Here is a 16,540-nt window from a genome sequence, read left to right as displayed (position 1 = left end):
TGAAAAACAGCAATATTGAAACATTACTGTTTCGGGCAGGATACATATAAAACCAGTACACCATATATTATAATATAAATTCAAGAAGGAAACGAATTATAGCGTGCGAAATCTGAAAAGATATGGACAAAATATGGAGAAATCAAATCATGTACTTTCCTTTGCCTCAGCCTTACATAGTCTACGCAAAAATGCATCTATTCATAAGGGTTGAAGCTTAAAAAATAACCTAATTATATTTCGCGGGCAGGGTGCACCCGCAAAATAAAATTAGGTTATTTGCTGAAAATACTTTTTAACTTAAGTGGAAGGACGGTCAGGACCTGCTATTTTTTTATCTCTTGTTTTCTCATTGTTATTCTTTTTGTTATTTGCATTCGTTTTTTGCTGTCCTTTTGACGGTTTCATGAATATTAACCTCCTTTTTCCTTGTAAATAGCTGCTTTCGTTTATTTACTGTATTCCTCTTGAAGGAAGAGTTGATGAAACCTCCAGCAGCATAAGGCTTCAATATATAGCTTGTCTAATTTTGTGCAAATCATTACAGTTTTGCACTAGTTTTGTTTTGATTATTCTAGTTTTGTCGAATGGGAAGGAGGTTTCCCTTCTCACGTGGAATAAGTAGCGCATCCACTTTTAGAAACGAACGATTTTATTTTTAAATATATAGGAGGAGAATAAAATATGTTACTTTCAAAATCTGCCCTTCCCGAAGAAAATAAAGGATACAGCAAAAAGGATATGGAAGCACAAATAGAACAAATTCAGGAACAGCTTGCATTAATTCATTTTAAGTTAAAAGCAAAAGTAGATAGTGAAGTATGGGTGCAATTTCAAACAAAAACAAATAGTTTAAAACAAACCGAACTGGAATTTCAAAGACTAAAACAGCTATTATAATCATTTACAGGTGATTTTATGTGTTGTTCATGACTTTTCTATCTATTATATGATAAAATTTATTTAACGATTTTATATAAAAGCATGCAGTTTGAAATTGAAGGATGACTATTTAAAATGAAACTCAGCGAACAAACAGAGAAGTTAAATCACCATTTAGAAACACTTCGGGAGAGGTTTGAGAAAAGCGAAGCTCCCAGTGACCGAAAAGACCGTTCATTTTTTAATATGGTAAAAGCAGAAACAGCTCCTATCTATGATTTATTAGAAAGCTGGGAGAGAGATGCTTCAGCCGCAGTAAAAGAAAGAAAAGCGTCCGTTCACCCAAATCAAGTTCAATCAACAAGGGAGAATATGGAATTATTGTTAATGCATAGTTATTATTTGGATGTCAGAAGAAAAAGATATATGGAATTATATACATCCATTCGATATGTTTTTGATTTACTGCTGGATACCTTGGAAGAAGAAGATAAATAAAGAGAGATGCGAAAGCGTCAGGAGGAACATTCACATGAAAGAAAAATTACTCGAAGAAGCAATTCAAATCAGAGCTAGAGCGTATGTACCCTATTCCGAATTTCCGGTAGGTGCCGCACTGTTAACAAGCTCAGGGAAAATCTATACGGGATGCAATATCGAAAATGCTGCCTATCCATCTACCTGCTGTGCAGAACGGGTTGCTATTTTTAAAGCTATTTCGGACGGAGAGACAGAATTTACAGAGATGGCTGTTGCAGCAGATACAAAACGTCCAGTGCCTCCATGCGGGACGTGCAGGCAGGTGATGAGTGAATTTTTTGCTCCTGATATGACCATCCACTTAACTAATTTAAACAAAGATGTACAGACGCTAACTACAGATCAATTATTACCTTTTTCATTCCAAAAGGAAGATATGGATTAAAAAGCCTTTGCGTTTATCAGAAAGCGTCAAACCGGCAATGATAAACTTTTTTTAAATGGAAATATTGGAGAGATTTATAAATTTTAGAAGGAGACTGATATTCAGTTTCCTTTTTTATGTTATAATAGCTTTAATAAATATAGAATAATGTTAAAATAAAAACACATGATGAAAAATGATAAGTAATAGTATATTTCAGAGGTGATTTGGTAATGAGTATTGATCGCGTTCAACTTAATGGAAAGAAAATTTTAGAAAAAGATTTTAAAACAGGAATCAGAGGGTATTCTCAGGAAGAAGTAGATGAATTTTTAGATATCATTATTCAGGATTATGATAATTTCAAACAGGAAATTGATCGTCTAAACGAAGAGATCGAAAAATTGAAAAGCAATCGTCCAGCAGCAGAAACACCTAGAGCACGTTCTACACAGCAAAGCTCACAGGTTAATTATGACGTGTTAAAACGCTTATCCAATCTTGAAAAAGCTGTATTTGGAAAAAGATACGCTGATTCAGAAGAATAACTGAAGAGATGATTGATTTTTTTAAAGAACTTTGCTAAACTGTTTTAGGCTGCTTAAATGTCTATGTAATCGCTATGTCCATTTTTGGATGTAGAGGAAAGTCCATGCTCACACAGGCTGCGATGCCTGTAGTGTTCGCGCTTGATGAAATCATAAGTCAAGGTAGTTTTTAATAAACTAACGGCAGACGAGCTGTACTAAGTCACTTTTTGTGATATGTCAGCTCTCTTGAAAGTGCCACAGTGACGTAGCTGGTTTGGAAACATACCAGGTGGAACGAGGTAAACCCCGCGAGTGAGCAACCCAAATAATGGTAGGGGCATCCTTTAGTAGGGAATGGAACCGAACAAGGGACAGCAACAGCTGTAGATAGATGATTACAACCGGCGTACAAGGCTTGACCACCGTTTGCAGTACAATGGAACAGAACATGGCTTACCGGACATTTAAAGGTCGTGCTGATGAACAAACAGATTCTATTTCCAATTAAATGAAATAGAATCTTTTTTTCTTTTAATGATAAACCTACTAATAATGACTAATGACCGAGAGGAATATTTAAAAATGAAACAAGTAACTTTAATTGCTACAGCAGCGATGGGACTTGAATCAATTGTTGCAAAAGAAGTAAGAGATCTTGGATATGAAGCCACAGTAGAAAACGGAAAAGTTATCTTTGATGCGCCAATTTCCGCTATCCCAAGATGTAATTTATGGTTAAGAACCGCTGACCGCGTAAAAATTCTTGTCGGCAAATTTCAGGCCAAGACATTTGATGAATTATTTGAACAGACTAAGGCGCTTCCCTGGGAAAGTTATATTGATGAAACAGGGCAGATACCTGTATCAGGCAAATCTGTCAAATCGACGCTATACAGTGTGCCAGATTGTCAAGCCATTGTGAAAAAAGCAATTGTAGAACGAATGAAATTAAAATATGGACTCATAAATAAGCTGGAGGAATCCGGAGCGCTCTACAAAACAGAAATTGCTCTATTAAAGGATGAAGCAACACTGACGATTGATACTTCCGGGACAGGCTTACACAAGCGAGGATACCGTGTCGGGCAAGGGGAAGCTCCTTTAAAAGAGACACTTGCAGCAGCGCTTGTTCAATTAACCAACTGGAAGCCTGACCAGCCCTTAATCGACCCATTCTGCGGCTCTGGAACGATTTTAATCGAGGCTGCACTCATCGGCCAAAACATTGCACCCGGATTTAATCGTGAATTTGCTTCAGAGGAATGGAGTTTTGTAAAACAGAAGCATTGGGATGCGGCTTTTGGAGAAGCAGAAGAGGTAGCGAACTATGACCAGCCTTTATTTATCACTGGTTCGGATATCAGCCATCAGCTGATTGAAACAGCACAGGCAAATGCGCTGGAAGCAGGGCTTGGTGATTTGATTGAGTGGAAGCAGATGCAGGTCAGCGATCTTACAATCAAGCAAAAGGACGGGTATTTAATCACGAACCCGCCATACGGAGAACGTTTAAGCGATAGGGAAGAAGTAGAGAAAATGTATCAGGATCTGGGGACTATCATGCGTCATCATCCATCCTGGAGCGCATACATTATTACGGCGTATGAGCAATTTGAAAAAGTATTTGGTAAACCAGCTACAAAGAAACGTAAGCTGTTTAATGGTTTTATCCAGACGAATTATTATCAATATTTCGGGCAGAAAGAGGATTAGAACCCCTCGTAATCATGCATTAAAGACGGCAGCAGGTAATCATGGAAAACGATTACCTGCTGCCGTCTTTTATTATTTTTCAAATGAATTCTTTTTGTCTTGTTCAGACACGTGCTTTTCTGCAATCCATTTAAAAAATTCTTTTTCAATTTCCGTTAACTCACGGTCCAGCTTATGCTTAAAATCAGTTTCGAGATGTTTATATATTTTTCTGTTCATCATTTATTGAATTTCTTCCCCTTATAAAATACCGTCAAATGGAGGAGATCCTGGCGGTGCATTTTGAATAATATCTATCATCGGAATCGTATATGCAAATAATATCAAAGCAATTGTGATTCCAATCCACAGCTTCCAATTTTCCATCCATTGCGGTGTAGGCTGTGCATCCTCTTCTTCTTCCGCAATAGGGTATTCTTCTTCCCCTTTAGGAGCAAATGCGATTAAATCCACAAAAATGTATACCATCAGTACAATACCGATAAATAAGAGGGTGCCTCCAACAGCCTGTGCAGTCTGATAACCAACCCATTCTGCCGCTTGCTCGGTACCGCCGTATTCGGAGAAGGAGGATCTTCTTGGTCCTCCTAAAAGTCCTTGAATATGCATTGCCCCAGACATAATCAGCATCCCGACAGCCCAAATAATGGTTTGATAAATTCCCAGCTTATGAATCTTTGGCGTCAGCTTTCTGCCTGTTAAATGCGGTATTAACCAGTATGCAATCCCAAAGAAAGTGAGGAGTACTGTCGTTGCAATCGTTAAATGAAAGTGTCCTGTTACCCAAATCGTATTATGAACAAGCGTATTCAATTGGTGAGATGCGTTAATAATACCGCCTGCTCCGCCAGGTATAAACGCAAGCATTCCGACAAACGGAGCTACAAAACGGACGTCCTTCCAAGGCAATTTTTTAAACCAGTCAAACAGTCCGGTTGCACCCTGTTTTCTGCCTGTAGTTTCAAACATAGCAAACATTGAAAATGCAGTCATTAAACTTGGTACAATAACCATAAAGGTAAGAACTACCTGAATAAACTTCCATGTTGGATCAATTCCAGGCTCTGTAAGCTGATGGTGAAAACCAACAGGAATGGAGAAAAATAAGAATAAAACAAAGGAAAGCCTTGCTAACGAATCACTGAATATTTTTCCGCCAATAATCTTTGGTATAATCGCGTACCATGCCATATATGCAGGCAATAACCAGAAATAAACCAGCGGATGGCCAAAATACCAGAATAATGTCCGGCTTAACAGAACATTAATCGTCTCTGCATACCCTAATGACCATGGGATAAATTGGACCAGCACTGCGACTGCCACACCAATGGAACAAATAACCCACATAATCATATTAATCGTAACCATAAATGCTAACAGCGGTGTTTTCTGACCTGGATGCGCTTTTTTCCAAACATAGACCTGATGCCAATTTACAAAAGCCGAAATCCAAGAGCCAACGACCACAAGCGCAAGCCCGATATAAAAGATAGGGTGTGCTTTTAATGGCGCATAGAAGGTATATAGAACATTTGCTTCTCCCAGTAAAATGGCTGTTCCTGTTAAAGCTGTTCCTATCGTCATCGTCCAAAAAGACAGCCAGCCCAGCTTCCGTTGTTTATCGGACATTCCGACGGTTTTACCTAATAAGGAATATTGAAAGCCGATAATGAAGAAGGTAGTCAGTACTAATGCCAGGATAACGCCGTGTAAAGTAAGAATTTGATAATAGCCGATACCAAGCGGAAGTTCAAAATCGCCTGAACGCACCAATACTTGTAATAACCCCATTAATCCTCCAATAAATAAGGAAATAAATGCAACATACATAAAGGAAAGATATAATTTCGCTTCCGGTTTTGTAATCGGTAAGGGTGTTACATTAATTTCTTCATTCGGCTGCTGTTTCATTGCCAGACTCATCGTCGACCACCTCCACTGTCGCAAACATCATATGGTGTCCTACACCACAATATTCATTACATACTAATGTAAATTCTCCCGTTTGATTAAGCTCTACTTCCAAGCTGCTGATATATCCGGGCTCCACCATCATATTGACGTTGGTGCCGGCGATATTTAATCCATGGATAACATCGGTTGTAACTGCCTGAAATAAAACGGTTGATCCTTTAGGTATTTCAATGTGAGATACCGCGTTACCTTCCTCGTCATCACCTAAATCGTAATTGAAGGTACTCGCAACAATATTAACAATATATCTATCATCATCTACTTGTGTCAGTCCGAGGTTTTCTCTCTCGAAGGCCTCGTTTGTTTCTACATTCTCAGGGTCAATGGTCGCACCGTGACTTTGCGGATGTGTACCTAAATAGAATGCCCCGAATCCAAGTATCAGCAGAAATAATACAAGTGCTCCGCCGCCGAAGATAAGCCATATCTTCTCGTATTTGTGTAAGTGCATCTTCTTTCTCCTCCTTCTTTATCGCGATAAAAATAATAAAAATACTGCAAACCAGCTGATAAGAATAACAACCCCTATAGTGATAACGGAAAAAAATGTACCCTTTAAATTAGGTTCAGGTTTTTTCATGTGATTCACCCCTTTTGTAACTTCTTGCCTATATGACTATCATATCGAAAATAAGTCTTGTGTACGTTATCAAATCGCACTTTTCACAATTCGTTCACTTATTCACAAATAAGGTGATTTGACTATTTTACAAACTTTTTGGTTAGAAAAGTTTATGTCTTTTTGGTGAACAAATAAAGAAAATCATTGACAAAATGTAATAGTACGGATTCAAAAAGTATGGTCCATTTTATAGGGTTTTTGCCTATCTCCTTATGAGGGAAGCATTGCATCATGCATGATATAAAAAGGGGACGGAGGGTTGGACTGGTTTGTTTAAAGCAATGAGATTTTCTATGTTTCCTGCAAAAGCAGGCAAGGCAATTCGATTATTCACTTCGATGGCATCCGCAGCAGAGGTGAGACCTTACCTGAAGGAATCATTCTTGATTACCAATAAAAAAAGCAGAACCCCTCTCAAGGATCCTGCTTGCATCTATAATAGTTTTTATTTTTTCTCAACGTTTGCCGCTTGTGGACCGCGTTCGCCTTCCACTACATCGAAGACAACTTCTTGTCCTTCTTCTAATGTTTTAAAGCCTTCTTCTTGAATAGCAGAATAATGTACGAAAATATCATTCCCTTCCTCTAATTGAATAAACCCGTAACCTTTTTCTGCATTAAACCATTTTACTACTCCGTTTTCCATGTTAAATTTCCTCCTAAATACTTCCACGTAAAACGCGTGTGATTACAAAGCAGAAGAACGAAATATGAAAAAGGCAGCCTCCGATAGAAGAACGGGATCATAATCATCCACTTCTGTCTATCGAAGCTGCCTTTACTTTCTAATGATTCCGTGCTATCTTCTTTGCTTGTACCCATATTAGCTTAAATTTTTTTCGTAGTCAAGAAAACCTTACCATTTTCTATAATAATCAAAAGGTTTTGAATATATATGATTTATTTTCTTTTCTCTAAATGGATTAATTTAAAGTTGAGAAACATATAGGCCATGAATTTCTGTTATAATAGGGTTGTTTAAAAACCTAAGGATAGATAAAGGGAAATGAAATAATATAGTCAATATAAGCTCTTGCTAAAATATTTTAAGTTCAGGAGACATATTATATAGAGGAGGATTATAAATGCAGGGAGAACAAGGCTACTTAGATTTATGCCGTAAAATATTAGCCACGGGAGAGAATCGTGATGATCGGACAAACACAGGTACTTATTCCGTTTTTGGCCATCAAATCCGATTTGATTTACAGAAGGGGTTCCCGTTGTTAACTACAAAAAAAGTTCCGTTCCGATTGGTTGCTACTGAATTATTATGGTTTATCAAAGGAGATACAAACATCCGTTATTTACTGGAACATAATAATAATATCTGGAACGAATGGGCTTTTGAGAAATGGATTAAAAGCGCGGAGTATACAGGCCCGGATATGACAAACTTTGGGATACGCAGCCAAGAGGACGCTGCCTTTAAAAAAGAATATGACCAGCAAATGGAGCTGTTCAAAGAGAAAATACTCCAGGATGATACCTTCGCTCAGACGTATGGCGATTTGGGTTCTGTCTATGGGAAACAGTGGAGAGATTGGAAAACATCTAAAGGAGAATCCATCGATCAATTAAAAGAAACCATTGAAGCAATTAAAAACAACCCAAACTCCAGACGCCACATTGTATCTGCTTGGAACCCGGAGGATATTCCGACGATGGCCCTGCCTCCATGTCATACGCTGTTTCAGTTTTATGTAGCGGATGGAAAATTATCCTGTCAGCTCTATCAGCGCAGTGCGGATGTGTTTATCGGTGTTCCGTTCAATATTGCCAGCTATGCACTGTTAACGCATTTAATTGCACATGAATGCGGGTTAGAAGCGGGCGAGTTTGTTCATACCTTTGGAGACGCACATATCTATTCCAATCATATAGAACAGGTCAACCAGCAGTTAGAAAGAGATATCCGGGAGATGCCGGCATTAAAGATAAATGCCTCTGGAAAATCGATTTTTGATATTGAAATAACGGATTTGGAAATCGAAAATTATCACCCGCACCCAGCCATTAAAGCGCCAATTGCCGTTTAAATAATGAAGCATACACAACTGAATGGAGGCTAACGCATGATTTCATTACTATTTGCCGCTAGCAGGAATAATGTGATCGGCTATCAAAATGGGATGCCCTGGCATTTGCCGCAGGACTTAAAATTTTTTAAAGAGAAGACAACAGGAAATACGATTATTATGGGAAGAAAAACATTAGAATCGATGAACGGGCCTCTTCCGAAGCGGCGTAATGTTGTGCTGACCAGAAATAAAGATTTTGCACTCGACGGGGTAGAAATTATTCATGACTTATCTGATGTAGAGCGCTGGAACGAAGCACACCCAGAGAAAGAATATTTCATCATCGGCGGCGGAGAGATTTATGAACAGGCATTGCCTATCGCTGACCGCATATATATTACACGGATTGACGAAGAATTCCCCGGCGATACATTTGCGCCGGATTTTGATGAAGCGGCGTGGGAGCTGACGGAAAAGGAAAAAGGCATAAAAAATGAGAAAAATCCGTATGACTATTATTTTCTGCAGTACGACCGCAAAAATTAACTTGTCTAACGATTTCTAAACATGCTATGATGGAAAGAGATTATGTTCTATTAGAGGACACAATATGAATAAAGAGGGTGTCAATGATGGGTATTGCAAGTATAGGCGTTCCAGGACTTATATTAATCGTGATATTAGCCCTTATTATCTTTGGACCTAATAAGCTTCCGCAAATAGGGAAGGCTGCCGGACAAACGCTGAAGGAATTTAAAAGTTCTACACGTGATTTAACGCAGGATATCACAGATGAGACAAAAGAGGTTAAGTCGATTGTGAAAGAAGAAAAATGAGTTTAGTCTCATATACGGAGTGAAGGATAATGAACATATTTTCAAATATCGGATTTCCCGGTTTAATTTTAATCATTATTGCTGCTTTAATTGTCTTTGGTCCAAATAAACTTCCTGAAATCGGAAGAGCGCTTGGAACAACATTAAAAGAGTTTAAAAATGCAAGTCAGGATATTTTAAATGACAATCCTAAAAAGAAACAATAATCAAATGCAGAGGTGTAGGGATTATTCCTTGCATCTCTTTTGTGTCATCAGTTAAAAAGGTGGGGTGAACTATGTCTGAACCAGAAGAGCAGATACCTGGAGAAAAAGAAATGAACGTTGGAGGACATTTGACAGAACTCCGAAATCGTTTAATTGTTACAGCGATTATATTCTTATTGTTTTTTATTGTCGGTTTTATTAATGTGAAAAGCATTTATCAGTTTTTTGTAGATGATATTGATATGCAGCTGACAGTCATCAGCCCAGCTGAGATTATTTGGATCTATTTTTCCATCGCAGGATTACTTGCCTTTGCCGCAACGATACCTGTTATCGTATATCAGCTTTGGGCATTTGTCAGTCCCGCTTTAACCGCAAAAGAAAAGCGAGTATCCTTAGGGTACATACCGGGATCATTAATTTTATTTGTACTGGGGCTTGTCTTTGGTTATGTGGTATTTATTAAATTGATTTTTCCATTTTTATTATCTTTGAATGATGATATGTTTAATATTATGTTTACCGTGGATCGCTATTTTGGATTTTTATTAAAAATAACACTGCCATTCGCCTTTTTATTTGAGCTTCCGGTGGTAACCATGTTCCTGACAAGCCTGGGGATATTAACTCCGGCATTTATGGTGAAAAACCGTAAATATGCTTATTTTATTTTAATTGTTGTCGGGGTATTGATAACACCGCCTGATTTTTTTCTGCAGATTGTTGTAGCAATACCGTTAATCGTTATTTATGAACTGAGTATCCAATTATGTAAGATGGTATATCGAAAGAAACAAGCACAACATGAAGCCTTTATGAATGAATAGGGGAGGGGAACTATGCGTCAATCTTTTTATCAATTCTTATTAACACATCGCGGGAAATTGGAGCAGGATGATTATTCTCAACTAGCAGATTGGGCATTCTACGATCATCATTTCCCGAAATACGCTGAAACGTATGATGAAATCAGCGAATACCTTGAATGGAATAGTCCATTTCCTGCTGCATTGGCAGCGTTTGATGCACTTTGGTCGGAATATGAATGGAAACACAGCAGCTGAAACAGGCTGCTTTTTTCATGGAGAAATCATATTAGTTCATCGCAAAAGCTTAAAGTAAGAAGTTAAACAAACGTTTGATTAATGACTTTTTGACGAATATCGGATGATTTCGACATTCTTTTGGCTTCCCAGCTGTTTAATTGGTGATTCCTGCGGTTTCCCGGGAAATGATTGCATGAATACGGGGGAATGTCTACACAGTTATATGGCTTCCGCATATTCTATAGCAGAACACAAAAAAGAGTAAATATGGATGGATAAGGGGTGGATAGTGATGGTTTTTCCACGCAGAAATCAAATGCCTCGTTCGCCGCAGCCCCCTTTTCGTAATGGACGCCATGATTTGAGAGGAATCCCGAGAGAAATAAGAAACACAAACGGAGCTGTAAATACAAAAGGCGAATCAAGAGGATTAGCAAGTTTATTGTCCGGGTCGGGAGGCGGAGGTGTCACGCAAAGCCTGGCTCAATCAGGAGGCGTTTCTACGCTTTCTAAAACGTTGGGAGGGGTACAGCAGGTTCTGGGTGTTGTACAATCAACAGCACCCTTAGTGCAAGAGTATGGACCGATGATTAAGAATCTCCCTTCGATGTACAGGATGATGAAGGCTTTTAAAACATTCAGCAAGGAAGACAGTGAGGAAATATCAGAGGAAGAGCGTATTCCTCCAGAACGTCCAAATCAAACAGCAGAAATCAATAAGCAGCCGGAGCAGATGGCAAAAATCAAAGAAGAACCTGTACAAAATAGAGAAAAGGGTGTTTCTACACCGAGATTATATGTTTAAGTCAAGCAGAAGGCTGAAATTATGATTAAAATAAGCCTTCTGCTTGATTTTTTTTTATAAAAAAGGAAAAATAGGGGGAGAGTATAGAAAAGAAGGAAAATAGCGATTGGAGGAAAAAAAGTATGTCACAACAAAAAGAACTCGCCACTTTTGCAGGAGGATGTTTTTGGTGTATGGTAGAGCCGTTTTATGAACGTCCCGGGGTAATCAGCATTCGTTCCGGATATACTGGCGGTCACGTAGAAAATCCAACCTATGAGCAGGTTTGCTCCAATACAACAGGACATGTTGAAGCGGTTCAAATAGAATATGACCCAAGCATTATGCCATATGAAGAGCTTGTAGAAACATTTTGGCAGCAAATTGACCCGACTGACGCAGACGGCCAATTTAATGATCGTGGTGAATCCTATCAAACAGCTATTTTCTATCACGATGAAGAACAGAAAGAAATAGCGGAGCATTCCAAAGAATTGCTGCAGCAAAGCGGAAAATTTAAAAAAGATATTGTTACGCCGATTCTTCCGGCTAAACCATTTTATGAAGCGGAGGAAGAGCATCAGGATTATTATAAGAAACGCTCTTTTCATTATAGAATGTATAAAAAAGGATCTGGACGAGAAGAATTTATCAAAGAGAATTGGCAAAATAAGCCTTCTGCAGAAGAATTACAAGAAAAGTTGACACCGCTGCAATACCATGTCACGCAGGAAAATGGGACAGAGCGTCCGTTTGACAATGAATATTGGGATAATAAAGAAGAAGGTATTTACGTCGATATTATTTCCGGCAAGGTTCTTTTTTCATCAAAAGATCAATACGATGCCGGCTGTGGCTGGCCAAGCTTCACCAAGCCAGTTGACCCGCAGCAGGTTACAGATGTGACGGATACTTCTCATGGTATGATCCGTACCGAAGTACGCAGTAAACAATCTGATTCGCATTTGGGACATGTTTTTGAAGATGGACCAAAAGAAGCGGGAGGATTACGCTATTGTATGAACTCTGCTGCAATGCGTTTTATTCCAAAGGACAAAATGGAAGAAGAAGGGTATGGAAACTTTTTATATCTATTCAAATAGATTATAATATTATTATGTAAACAAGAGAAGGGGAACAAAAGAATGATTCATAAAGACTGGGAGAACAGCGAAACTATTAAACAAATCACATGTGTACATGCTAATGCCAAGAAATTTATCGTTGACCGTAAGCTTACACCGGGGAAGGTGTATGATGTAAAAAATGAAACAGAAGAGTTTTACTTTATTATTGACAATAGCGATCGGATAGCAGGATTCAGAAAAGATTACTTTGAAGAAAAATAAAGCAAAAAATAGCATGAGATAAGCCTTCTGCTTTGGAGAAAGTCTTATCTCATGCTTACATAAAGCGTTTCTTTTTATTTTAAAATGCGTTATAATGATTTAATATGTCAATAATATTGGTAAAGAGGAGGAGAATCTCGTTGGCTTTCATTATTACTTCACCATGTAAAACAGAAAAAGCGGGGGAATGTGTAGAAGTTTGCCCTGTTGATTGTATAGAAGAAGGCGAAGATATGTTCTATATCGATCCGGATATTTGCATCGATTGCGGTGCATGTGAGGCAGTTTGTCCAGTAGAAGCAATCTATATGGAGGATGAAGTGCCGGAAGAGGAGAATGAATATATTTCATTGAACCGGTTATTTTTTGAAAATCGTTAATTATACAAAGGCTGCTTCCTTTTATAGAAGCAGTCTTTTTCTATATCCTCATATTTATTCTTTTCTATTTCTGTTGAGTAATGATTACGTGAACAGGAGATACTAAAGAAAATATGTAAATGTGAGGTGCATTAAATATGGATATAAAATCAATTTGGCAGGCAGATACCGCATTCCAAGACTTTCCCAAGCTCGATGAATCAAAGAAAACAGAAGTTTGCATCGTCGGGGCCGGATTAACAGGAATCACTGCTGCGTATCTGCTCTCGAAAAAAGGCATAAAAGTTATCCTGATAGAAGCTGACCGTGTGCTGAGTGGTGTGACTGGACATACTTCAGCAAAAATCACTGCCCAGCATGGTATCATTTATTCAGAACTGATTGAAACCATGGGCGAGAAAAAAGCAAAACAATATTATCAGGCCATGCAAGAAACCATGCATTTTATAAAAAATGAAATCAAGGAAAACCAGATTGATTGTAATTATGAAGAACAGGATGCGTTTCTATATACAAATGATAACGCTTATTTAGCGCAATTAGACAAGGAAGCAGAAGCATATAAGACCTTAGATATTCCAGGAGAGCTTACCTCAGAGATGCCGCTGGAGATTCCTTTTAAAAAAGCGTTAAAAATGACTGGACAAGCCCAATTTCATCCTTTAAAGTATTTACAATTTATGCTAGAGGAAGCTGTAAAAAACGGCACAGAGGTTTACGAGCAAACTGTTGCAATGAAGCTGGAATATAATAGACAGCATACGGTCTTAACAAAGGATAAGCACCGTGTTGCATGTGATTATCTGATAGCAGCTACTCAATTTCCGTATATTGATCATCAAGGTCTCTATTTTGCCAAAATGTATGCAGAGCAATCTTATATTGTATCAGGAAAATACACAGGTAAATACCCGGGCGGAATGTATATTAATGTAGAAAATCCAACCCGTTCTATCCGGACAGCTACGTTAAATAATAAAGATACCTATCTTCTTATTGGCGGCGAAAACCACCGCTCAGGAGAAAGCACGGAGGAGAAATTATGCTATGACAATTTAAAGGCGTTTGCTAAAGAGCAATTTGAGATAACGGACATTTCTTATCAGTGGTCTGCACAGGACTTTACCACGCTGGATAAAATGCCATACATTGGCCCTATAACTGACGATGATCCTTCTATCTTCATTGCTACAGGCTATCGAAAATGGGGGATGACCAATGGCACATTAGCTGCAAATATTATAGCAGATAGTATTGCTGAAAAGGATGAAAATCCATACAATGAATTATTTTCTCCGGCACGTTTCGCTTCCAAGCCGATGCTAAAGAATCTATTCAAATTTAATATGGAGGTTGCCGCAGAGCTTTTAAAAGGTAAGCTGGATTTTATTCCGCCAGGGACAATAGATGATTTAGAAATAAATGAAGCCGTCATTACAAGGGTAAAAGGCTCTCGCGCTGGTGTTTATAAGGATATGGAGGAAAAACTGCATGTTTTGGATACGACTTGTACGCATCTAGGCTGTGAGGTCAATTGGAATAGTGCTGATAAAACATGGGATTGCCCTTGCCACGGGTCTCGTTACCATTATGACGGCGAGGTGTTGGCAGGACCTGCGAAAGAACCCTTAAGAAAATTATCTCTGGATGATTAATACAGAAAAGGAACACTCTTTTTTCAAATAAAAGTGTTCCTTTTTTTATGCAGCAATCATTGACTTAACTTTTAATCCCATTTAGTGTAATATGGATGAATCTAATAAATTTGGATAAAAAAATAGTTCAAATTTAGAAAAAAGCAGGTGATCATATTGGAAATGGAAATAGGTAATATTATTACGATGATTGGTTCTATCGTCATTTTTATTAATTTATTACTGGCACTAGGTGTGCTATTTTTTGAAAAAAGAGATGTCGGCTATACCTGGGCATGGCTGCTTATATTATTTTTCTTGCCCATTGTTGGATTTTTAATTTATATCTTTTTAGGCCGCAGTCTAAAACAGAATAACTTTTATGGCTTAACAGCAGAAGAACAAAAACTGCTTAAAGAAGAAGTAGACACACAACTAAAACTGATAGAGGAAGAAAAACGGGATGATATCCCATGGTTAAATCAGTACAATGACATTGTCACCATGAATTTACGCTCTTCTCACGGCAGATTATCAGAGGACAATGAAATTTTCATATTTAAGGATGGCCATAAAAAGTTTGATGCTCTGCTGAATGACATCAAGGAAGCGAAACAAGAAGTCAATGTGCAATATTATATAATTCAGCCCGATCAACTTGGGAAAAGATTAAGAGACGCATTAATTACTAAAGCAAAAGAAGGCGTAAAGGTCCGCGTTTTATACGATGAAGTAGGATCAAAAAAGTTGCCATCCCGATTCTTTGATGACTTAAAAAAGGCGGGAGGAGAAGTGCGTGTGTTCTTCCCATCCTTCTTAAAGCTGATTAACTTCCGAATCAATAATCGAAATCACAGAAAAATGGTCATTATTGATGGTGAATTCTCCTATATTGGCGGCTTCAACGTCGGCGATGAGTACCTTGGAGAGGATAAAAAATTCGGTTACTGGCGCGATACGCATTTGAAAATATACGGAAATGCTGTCAACGACATACAGGTCCGATTTATTATGGACTGGCACCAGGCTGGAAAGGATAAGCTTCATGATGATTATAAGAAGTTTTGCTTCCATTTAGAGAAGCACCATGGAACAAGCCCGGTGCAAGTTGTTTCCAGCGGTCCAAACTCTGAGACGGAGCATTTAAAGAATATGTATATTAAGATGATTCTCTCTGCAAAAGAGAGTGTCTGTATTCAAACGCCGTATTTTATACCGGATACGAGTTTCATGGATGCTTGTAAAATGGCGCTTTTATCAGGAGTAGACTTACGAATCATGATTCCTTGCAAGCCGGATCATCCGTTCGTGTATTGGGCTACATGGGCATATGCAGGAGATCTATTAGAATATGGAGCGAAAATATTGCTTTATGAGAATGGCTTTCTGCACGCAAAAACCATTGTAGTGGATAAGAAAATGGCTTCTGTCGGAACAATGAATATCGATTCCCGAAGCTTCCGGTTGAATTTTGAAGTAAATGCGATTACGTATGATGAAGCCGTTTCTAATGAATTGCATAATATATTTGAAGAAGATTGTAAGTTAAGCTCAGAGTTAACACTTGAACGCTACCATAAACGATCCTTATGGATTAAATTTAAAGAAGATATTTCCCGTTTGCTTTCACCAATTCTATAAAATAGAACGGGCACA

General features: G+C 38.2%; 22 protein-coding genes and 1 other RNA gene. 18 read left to right on the top strand and 5 right to left on the bottom strand.

The genetic code is table 11. The features are described from left to right. Positions 1–684 precede the first annotated feature (684 nt). The 6 genes from BN997_RS17445 (at position 685) to BN997_RS17425 (ending at position 4,029) form a co-directional block, all read left to right on the top strand. Positions 685–900 (top strand): hypothetical protein, encoded by a 216-nt coding sequence (locus BN997_RS17445; RefSeq protein WP_042534092.1) that lies wholly within the window; start codon positions 685–687, stop codon positions 898–900. Positions 901–1,017: 117 nt separating this feature from the next. Then, positions 1,018–1,380 carry a DUF1798 family protein gene (locus BN997_RS17440; protein ID WP_042534091.1) on the top strand — a complete coding sequence of 121 codons (363 nt, stop codon included), beginning with the start codon at positions 1,018–1,020 and terminating at the stop codon, positions 1,378–1,380. A 34-nt stretch (positions 1,381–1,414) separates the two neighbouring features. Then, positions 1,415–1,807, top strand: a complete 393-nt coding sequence (locus BN997_RS17435; RefSeq protein WP_042534089.1) for a cytidine deaminase — start codon at positions 1,415–1,417, stop codon at positions 1,805–1,807. A 212-nt stretch (positions 1,808–2,019) separates the two neighbouring features. Next, positions 2,020–2,334 carry a cell division regulator GpsB gene (gpsB, locus tag BN997_RS17430; RefSeq protein ID WP_042534087.1) on the top strand — a complete coding sequence of 105 codons (315 nt, stop codon included), beginning with the start codon at positions 2,020–2,022 and terminating at the stop codon, positions 2,332–2,334. 57 nt (positions 2,335–2,391) lie between these two features. Then, positions 2,392–2,777, top strand: an RNA gene (gene rnpB / locus BN997_RS22745) — RNase P RNA component class B. A 121-nt stretch (positions 2,778–2,898) separates the two neighbouring features. Then, on the top strand, positions 2,899–4,029 hold the full coding sequence (locus BN997_RS17425) for a THUMP domain-containing class I SAM-dependent RNA methyltransferase (protein ID WP_042534085.1): 1,131 nt from the start codon (positions 2,899–2,901) through the stop codon (positions 4,027–4,029). Between the two features lie 72 nt (positions 4,030–4,101). Here the strand turns inward: BN997_RS17425 and BN997_RS23300 are convergent, their stop codons facing one another. The 5 genes from BN997_RS23300 to BN997_RS17410 form a co-directional block, all read right to left on the bottom strand. After that, entirely contained in the window at positions 4,102–4,251 is a 150-nt protein-coding gene (locus BN997_RS23300; protein WP_175297064.1) for a hypothetical protein, read from the bottom strand. Between the two features lie 18 nt (positions 4,252–4,269). Next, positions 4,270–5,943, bottom strand: a complete 1,674-nt coding sequence (locus BN997_RS17420) for a b(o/a)3-type cytochrome-c oxidase subunit 1 (RefSeq protein WP_425311630.1) — start codon at positions 5,941–5,943, stop codon at positions 4,270–4,272. Then, a complete protein-coding gene (locus tag BN997_RS17415; RefSeq protein WP_042534081.1) occupies positions 5,924–6,457 on the bottom strand; it encodes a cupredoxin domain-containing protein in 534 nt (177 codons plus the stop codon). The genes BN997_RS17420 and BN997_RS17415 overlap by 20 nt, the downstream gene beginning before the upstream one ends. Positions 6,458–6,475: 18 nt before the next feature. After that, entirely contained in the window at positions 6,476–6,586 is a 111-nt protein-coding gene (locus BN997_RS22740) for a cytochrome c oxidase subunit 2A (RefSeq protein ID WP_084612974.1), read from the bottom strand. A 487-nt stretch (positions 6,587–7,073) separates the two neighbouring features. Then, positions 7,074–7,274 carry a cold-shock protein gene (locus BN997_RS17410; RefSeq protein ID WP_042534079.1) on the bottom strand — a complete coding sequence of 67 codons (201 nt, stop codon included), beginning with the start codon at positions 7,272–7,274 and terminating at the stop codon, positions 7,074–7,076. 439 nt (positions 7,275–7,713) lie between these two features. On the opposite strand from BN997_RS17410, the gene BN997_RS17405 reads away from it, so the two are divergent. From BN997_RS17405 to cls, 12 genes are all read left to right on the top strand, one after another. Next, positions 7,714–8,667: a thymidylate synthase gene (locus BN997_RS17405; RefSeq protein WP_042534077.1), complete on the top strand. Its 954-nt coding sequence runs from the start codon at positions 7,714–7,716 to the stop codon at positions 8,665–8,667. Positions 8,668–8,703: 36 nt separating this feature from the next. After that, positions 8,704–9,195, top strand: a complete 492-nt coding sequence (locus BN997_RS17400) for a dihydrofolate reductase (RefSeq protein WP_042534075.1) — start codon at positions 8,704–8,706, stop codon at positions 9,193–9,195. An 86-nt stretch (positions 9,196–9,281) separates the two neighbouring features. Then, positions 9,282–9,485, top strand: coding sequence for a twin-arginine translocase TatA/TatE family subunit (gene tatA, locus BN997_RS17395; RefSeq protein ID WP_042534073.1), 204 nt, complete (start codon positions 9,282–9,284; stop codon positions 9,483–9,485). A gap of 35 nt (positions 9,486–9,520) precedes the next feature. Then, entirely contained in the window at positions 9,521–9,691 is a 171-nt protein-coding gene (gene tatA, locus BN997_RS17390; protein WP_040982187.1) for a twin-arginine translocase TatA/TatE family subunit, read from the top strand. A 71-nt stretch (positions 9,692–9,762) separates the two neighbouring features. Next, positions 9,763–10,518: a twin-arginine translocase subunit TatC gene (gene tatC, locus BN997_RS17385; RefSeq protein ID WP_042534071.1), complete on the top strand. Its 756-nt coding sequence runs from the start codon at positions 9,763–9,765 to the stop codon at positions 10,516–10,518. A 12-nt stretch (positions 10,519–10,530) separates the two neighbouring features. Continuing rightward, on the top strand, positions 10,531–10,755 hold the full coding sequence (locus BN997_RS17380; protein ID WP_042534069.1) for a YozE family protein: 225 nt from the start codon (positions 10,531–10,533) through the stop codon (positions 10,753–10,755). 274 nt (positions 10,756–11,029) lie between these two features. Beyond that, positions 11,030–11,542, top strand: a complete 513-nt coding sequence (vrrA, locus tag BN997_RS17375; RefSeq protein WP_052485075.1) for a VrrA/YqfQ family protein — start codon at positions 11,030–11,032, stop codon at positions 11,540–11,542. A gap of 122 nt (positions 11,543–11,664) precedes the next feature. Further along, positions 11,665–12,624, top strand: a complete 960-nt coding sequence (gene msrB, locus BN997_RS17370) for a peptide-methionine (R)-S-oxide reductase MsrB (protein ID WP_042534068.1) — start codon at positions 11,665–11,667, stop codon at positions 12,622–12,624. Between the two features lie 42 nt (positions 12,625–12,666). Beyond that, positions 12,667–12,870, top strand: a complete 204-nt coding sequence (locus tag BN997_RS17365) for a DUF6501 family protein (RefSeq protein WP_042534067.1) — start codon at positions 12,667–12,669, stop codon at positions 12,868–12,870. 140 nt (positions 12,871–13,010) lie between these two features. Further along, entirely contained in the window at positions 13,011–13,250 is a 240-nt protein-coding gene (locus tag BN997_RS17360) for a 4Fe-4S dicluster domain-containing protein (protein ID WP_017796848.1), read from the top strand. A 137-nt stretch (positions 13,251–13,387) separates the two neighbouring features. Next, positions 13,388–14,905, top strand: a complete 1,518-nt coding sequence (locus tag BN997_RS17355) for an FAD-dependent oxidoreductase (RefSeq protein WP_042534066.1) — start codon at positions 13,388–13,390, stop codon at positions 14,903–14,905. A 162-nt stretch (positions 14,906–15,067) separates the two neighbouring features. Further along, positions 15,068–16,525: a cardiolipin synthase gene (cls, locus tag BN997_RS17350; RefSeq protein ID WP_042536270.1), complete on the top strand. Its 1,458-nt coding sequence runs from the start codon at positions 15,068–15,070 to the stop codon at positions 16,523–16,525. Positions 16,526–16,540 lie beyond the last annotated feature (15 nt).

Origin of the sequence: Oceanobacillus oncorhynchi (genome assembly GCF_000821065.1) — a bacterium.
GTDB classification, from domain to species: domain Bacteria; phylum Bacillota; class Bacilli; order Bacillales; family Amphibacillaceae; genus Oceanobacillus; species Oceanobacillus oncorhynchi.
Note: the sequence above shows the minus strand (reverse complement) of the source record. Positions and strands in the feature narration are given on the sequence as shown.

Excerpts from the sequence above, each read along its gene's own strand:
- BN997_RS17425 (WP_042534085.1), top strand. The coding sequence starts at position 2,899 with ATGAAACAAGTAACTTTAATTGCTACAGCAGCGATGGGACTTGAATCA.
- tatA (WP_042534073.1), top strand. The coding sequence starts at position 9,282 with ATGGGTATTGCAAGTATAGGCGTTCCAGGACTTATATTAATCGTGATA.
- BN997_RS17435 (WP_042534089.1), top strand. The coding sequence starts at position 1,415 with ATGAAAGAAAAATTACTCGAAGAAGCAATTCAAATCAGAGCTAGAGCG.
- BN997_RS17420 (WP_425311630.1), bottom strand. The coding sequence starts at position 5,943 with ATGAAACAGCAGCCGAATGAAGAAATTAATGTAACACCCTTACCGATT.
- BN997_RS17365 (WP_042534067.1), top strand. The coding sequence starts at position 12,667 with ATGATTCATAAAGACTGGGAGAACAGCGAAACTATTAAACAAATCACA.
- tatC (WP_042534071.1), top strand. The coding sequence starts at position 9,763 with ATGTCTGAACCAGAAGAGCAGATACCTGGAGAAAAAGAAATGAACGTT.
- vrrA (WP_052485075.1), top strand. The coding sequence starts at position 11,030 with ATGGTTTTTCCACGCAGAAATCAAATGCCTCGTTCGCCGCAGCCCCCT.
- cls (WP_042536270.1), top strand. The coding sequence starts at position 15,068 with ATGGAAATAGGTAATATTATTACGATGATTGGTTCTATCGTCATTTTT.
- BN997_RS17445 (WP_042534092.1), top strand. The coding sequence starts at position 685 with ATGTTACTTTCAAAATCTGCCCTTCCCGAAGAAAATAAAGGATACAGC.
- BN997_RS17400 (WP_042534075.1), top strand. The coding sequence starts at position 8,704 with ATGATTTCATTACTATTTGCCGCTAGCAGGAATAATGTGATCGGCTAT.
- msrB (WP_042534068.1), top strand. The coding sequence starts at position 11,665 with ATGTCACAACAAAAAGAACTCGCCACTTTTGCAGGAGGATGTTTTTGG.
- BN997_RS22740 (WP_084612974.1), bottom strand. The coding sequence starts at position 6,586 with ATGAAAAAACCTGAACCTAATTTAAAGGGTACATTTTTTTCCGTTATC.
- gpsB (WP_042534087.1), top strand. The coding sequence starts at position 2,020 with ATGAGTATTGATCGCGTTCAACTTAATGGAAAGAAAATTTTAGAAAAA.
- BN997_RS23300 (WP_175297064.1), bottom strand. The coding sequence starts at position 4,251 with ATGATGAACAGAAAAATATATAAACATCTCGAAACTGATTTTAAGCAT.
- BN997_RS17405 (WP_042534077.1), top strand. The coding sequence starts at position 7,714 with ATGCAGGGAGAACAAGGCTACTTAGATTTATGCCGTAAAATATTAGCC.
- BN997_RS17410 (WP_042534079.1), bottom strand. The coding sequence starts at position 7,274 with ATGGAAAACGGAGTAGTAAAATGGTTTAATGCAGAAAAAGGTTACGGG.
- BN997_RS17440 (WP_042534091.1), top strand. The coding sequence starts at position 1,018 with ATGAAACTCAGCGAACAAACAGAGAAGTTAAATCACCATTTAGAAACA.
- BN997_RS17415 (WP_042534081.1), bottom strand. The coding sequence starts at position 6,457 with ATGCACTTACACAAATACGAGAAGATATGGCTTATCTTCGGCGGCGGA.
- BN997_RS17380 (WP_042534069.1), top strand. The coding sequence starts at position 10,531 with ATGCGTCAATCTTTTTATCAATTCTTATTAACACATCGCGGGAAATTG.
- BN997_RS17355 (WP_042534066.1), top strand. The coding sequence starts at position 13,388 with ATGGATATAAAATCAATTTGGCAGGCAGATACCGCATTCCAAGACTTT.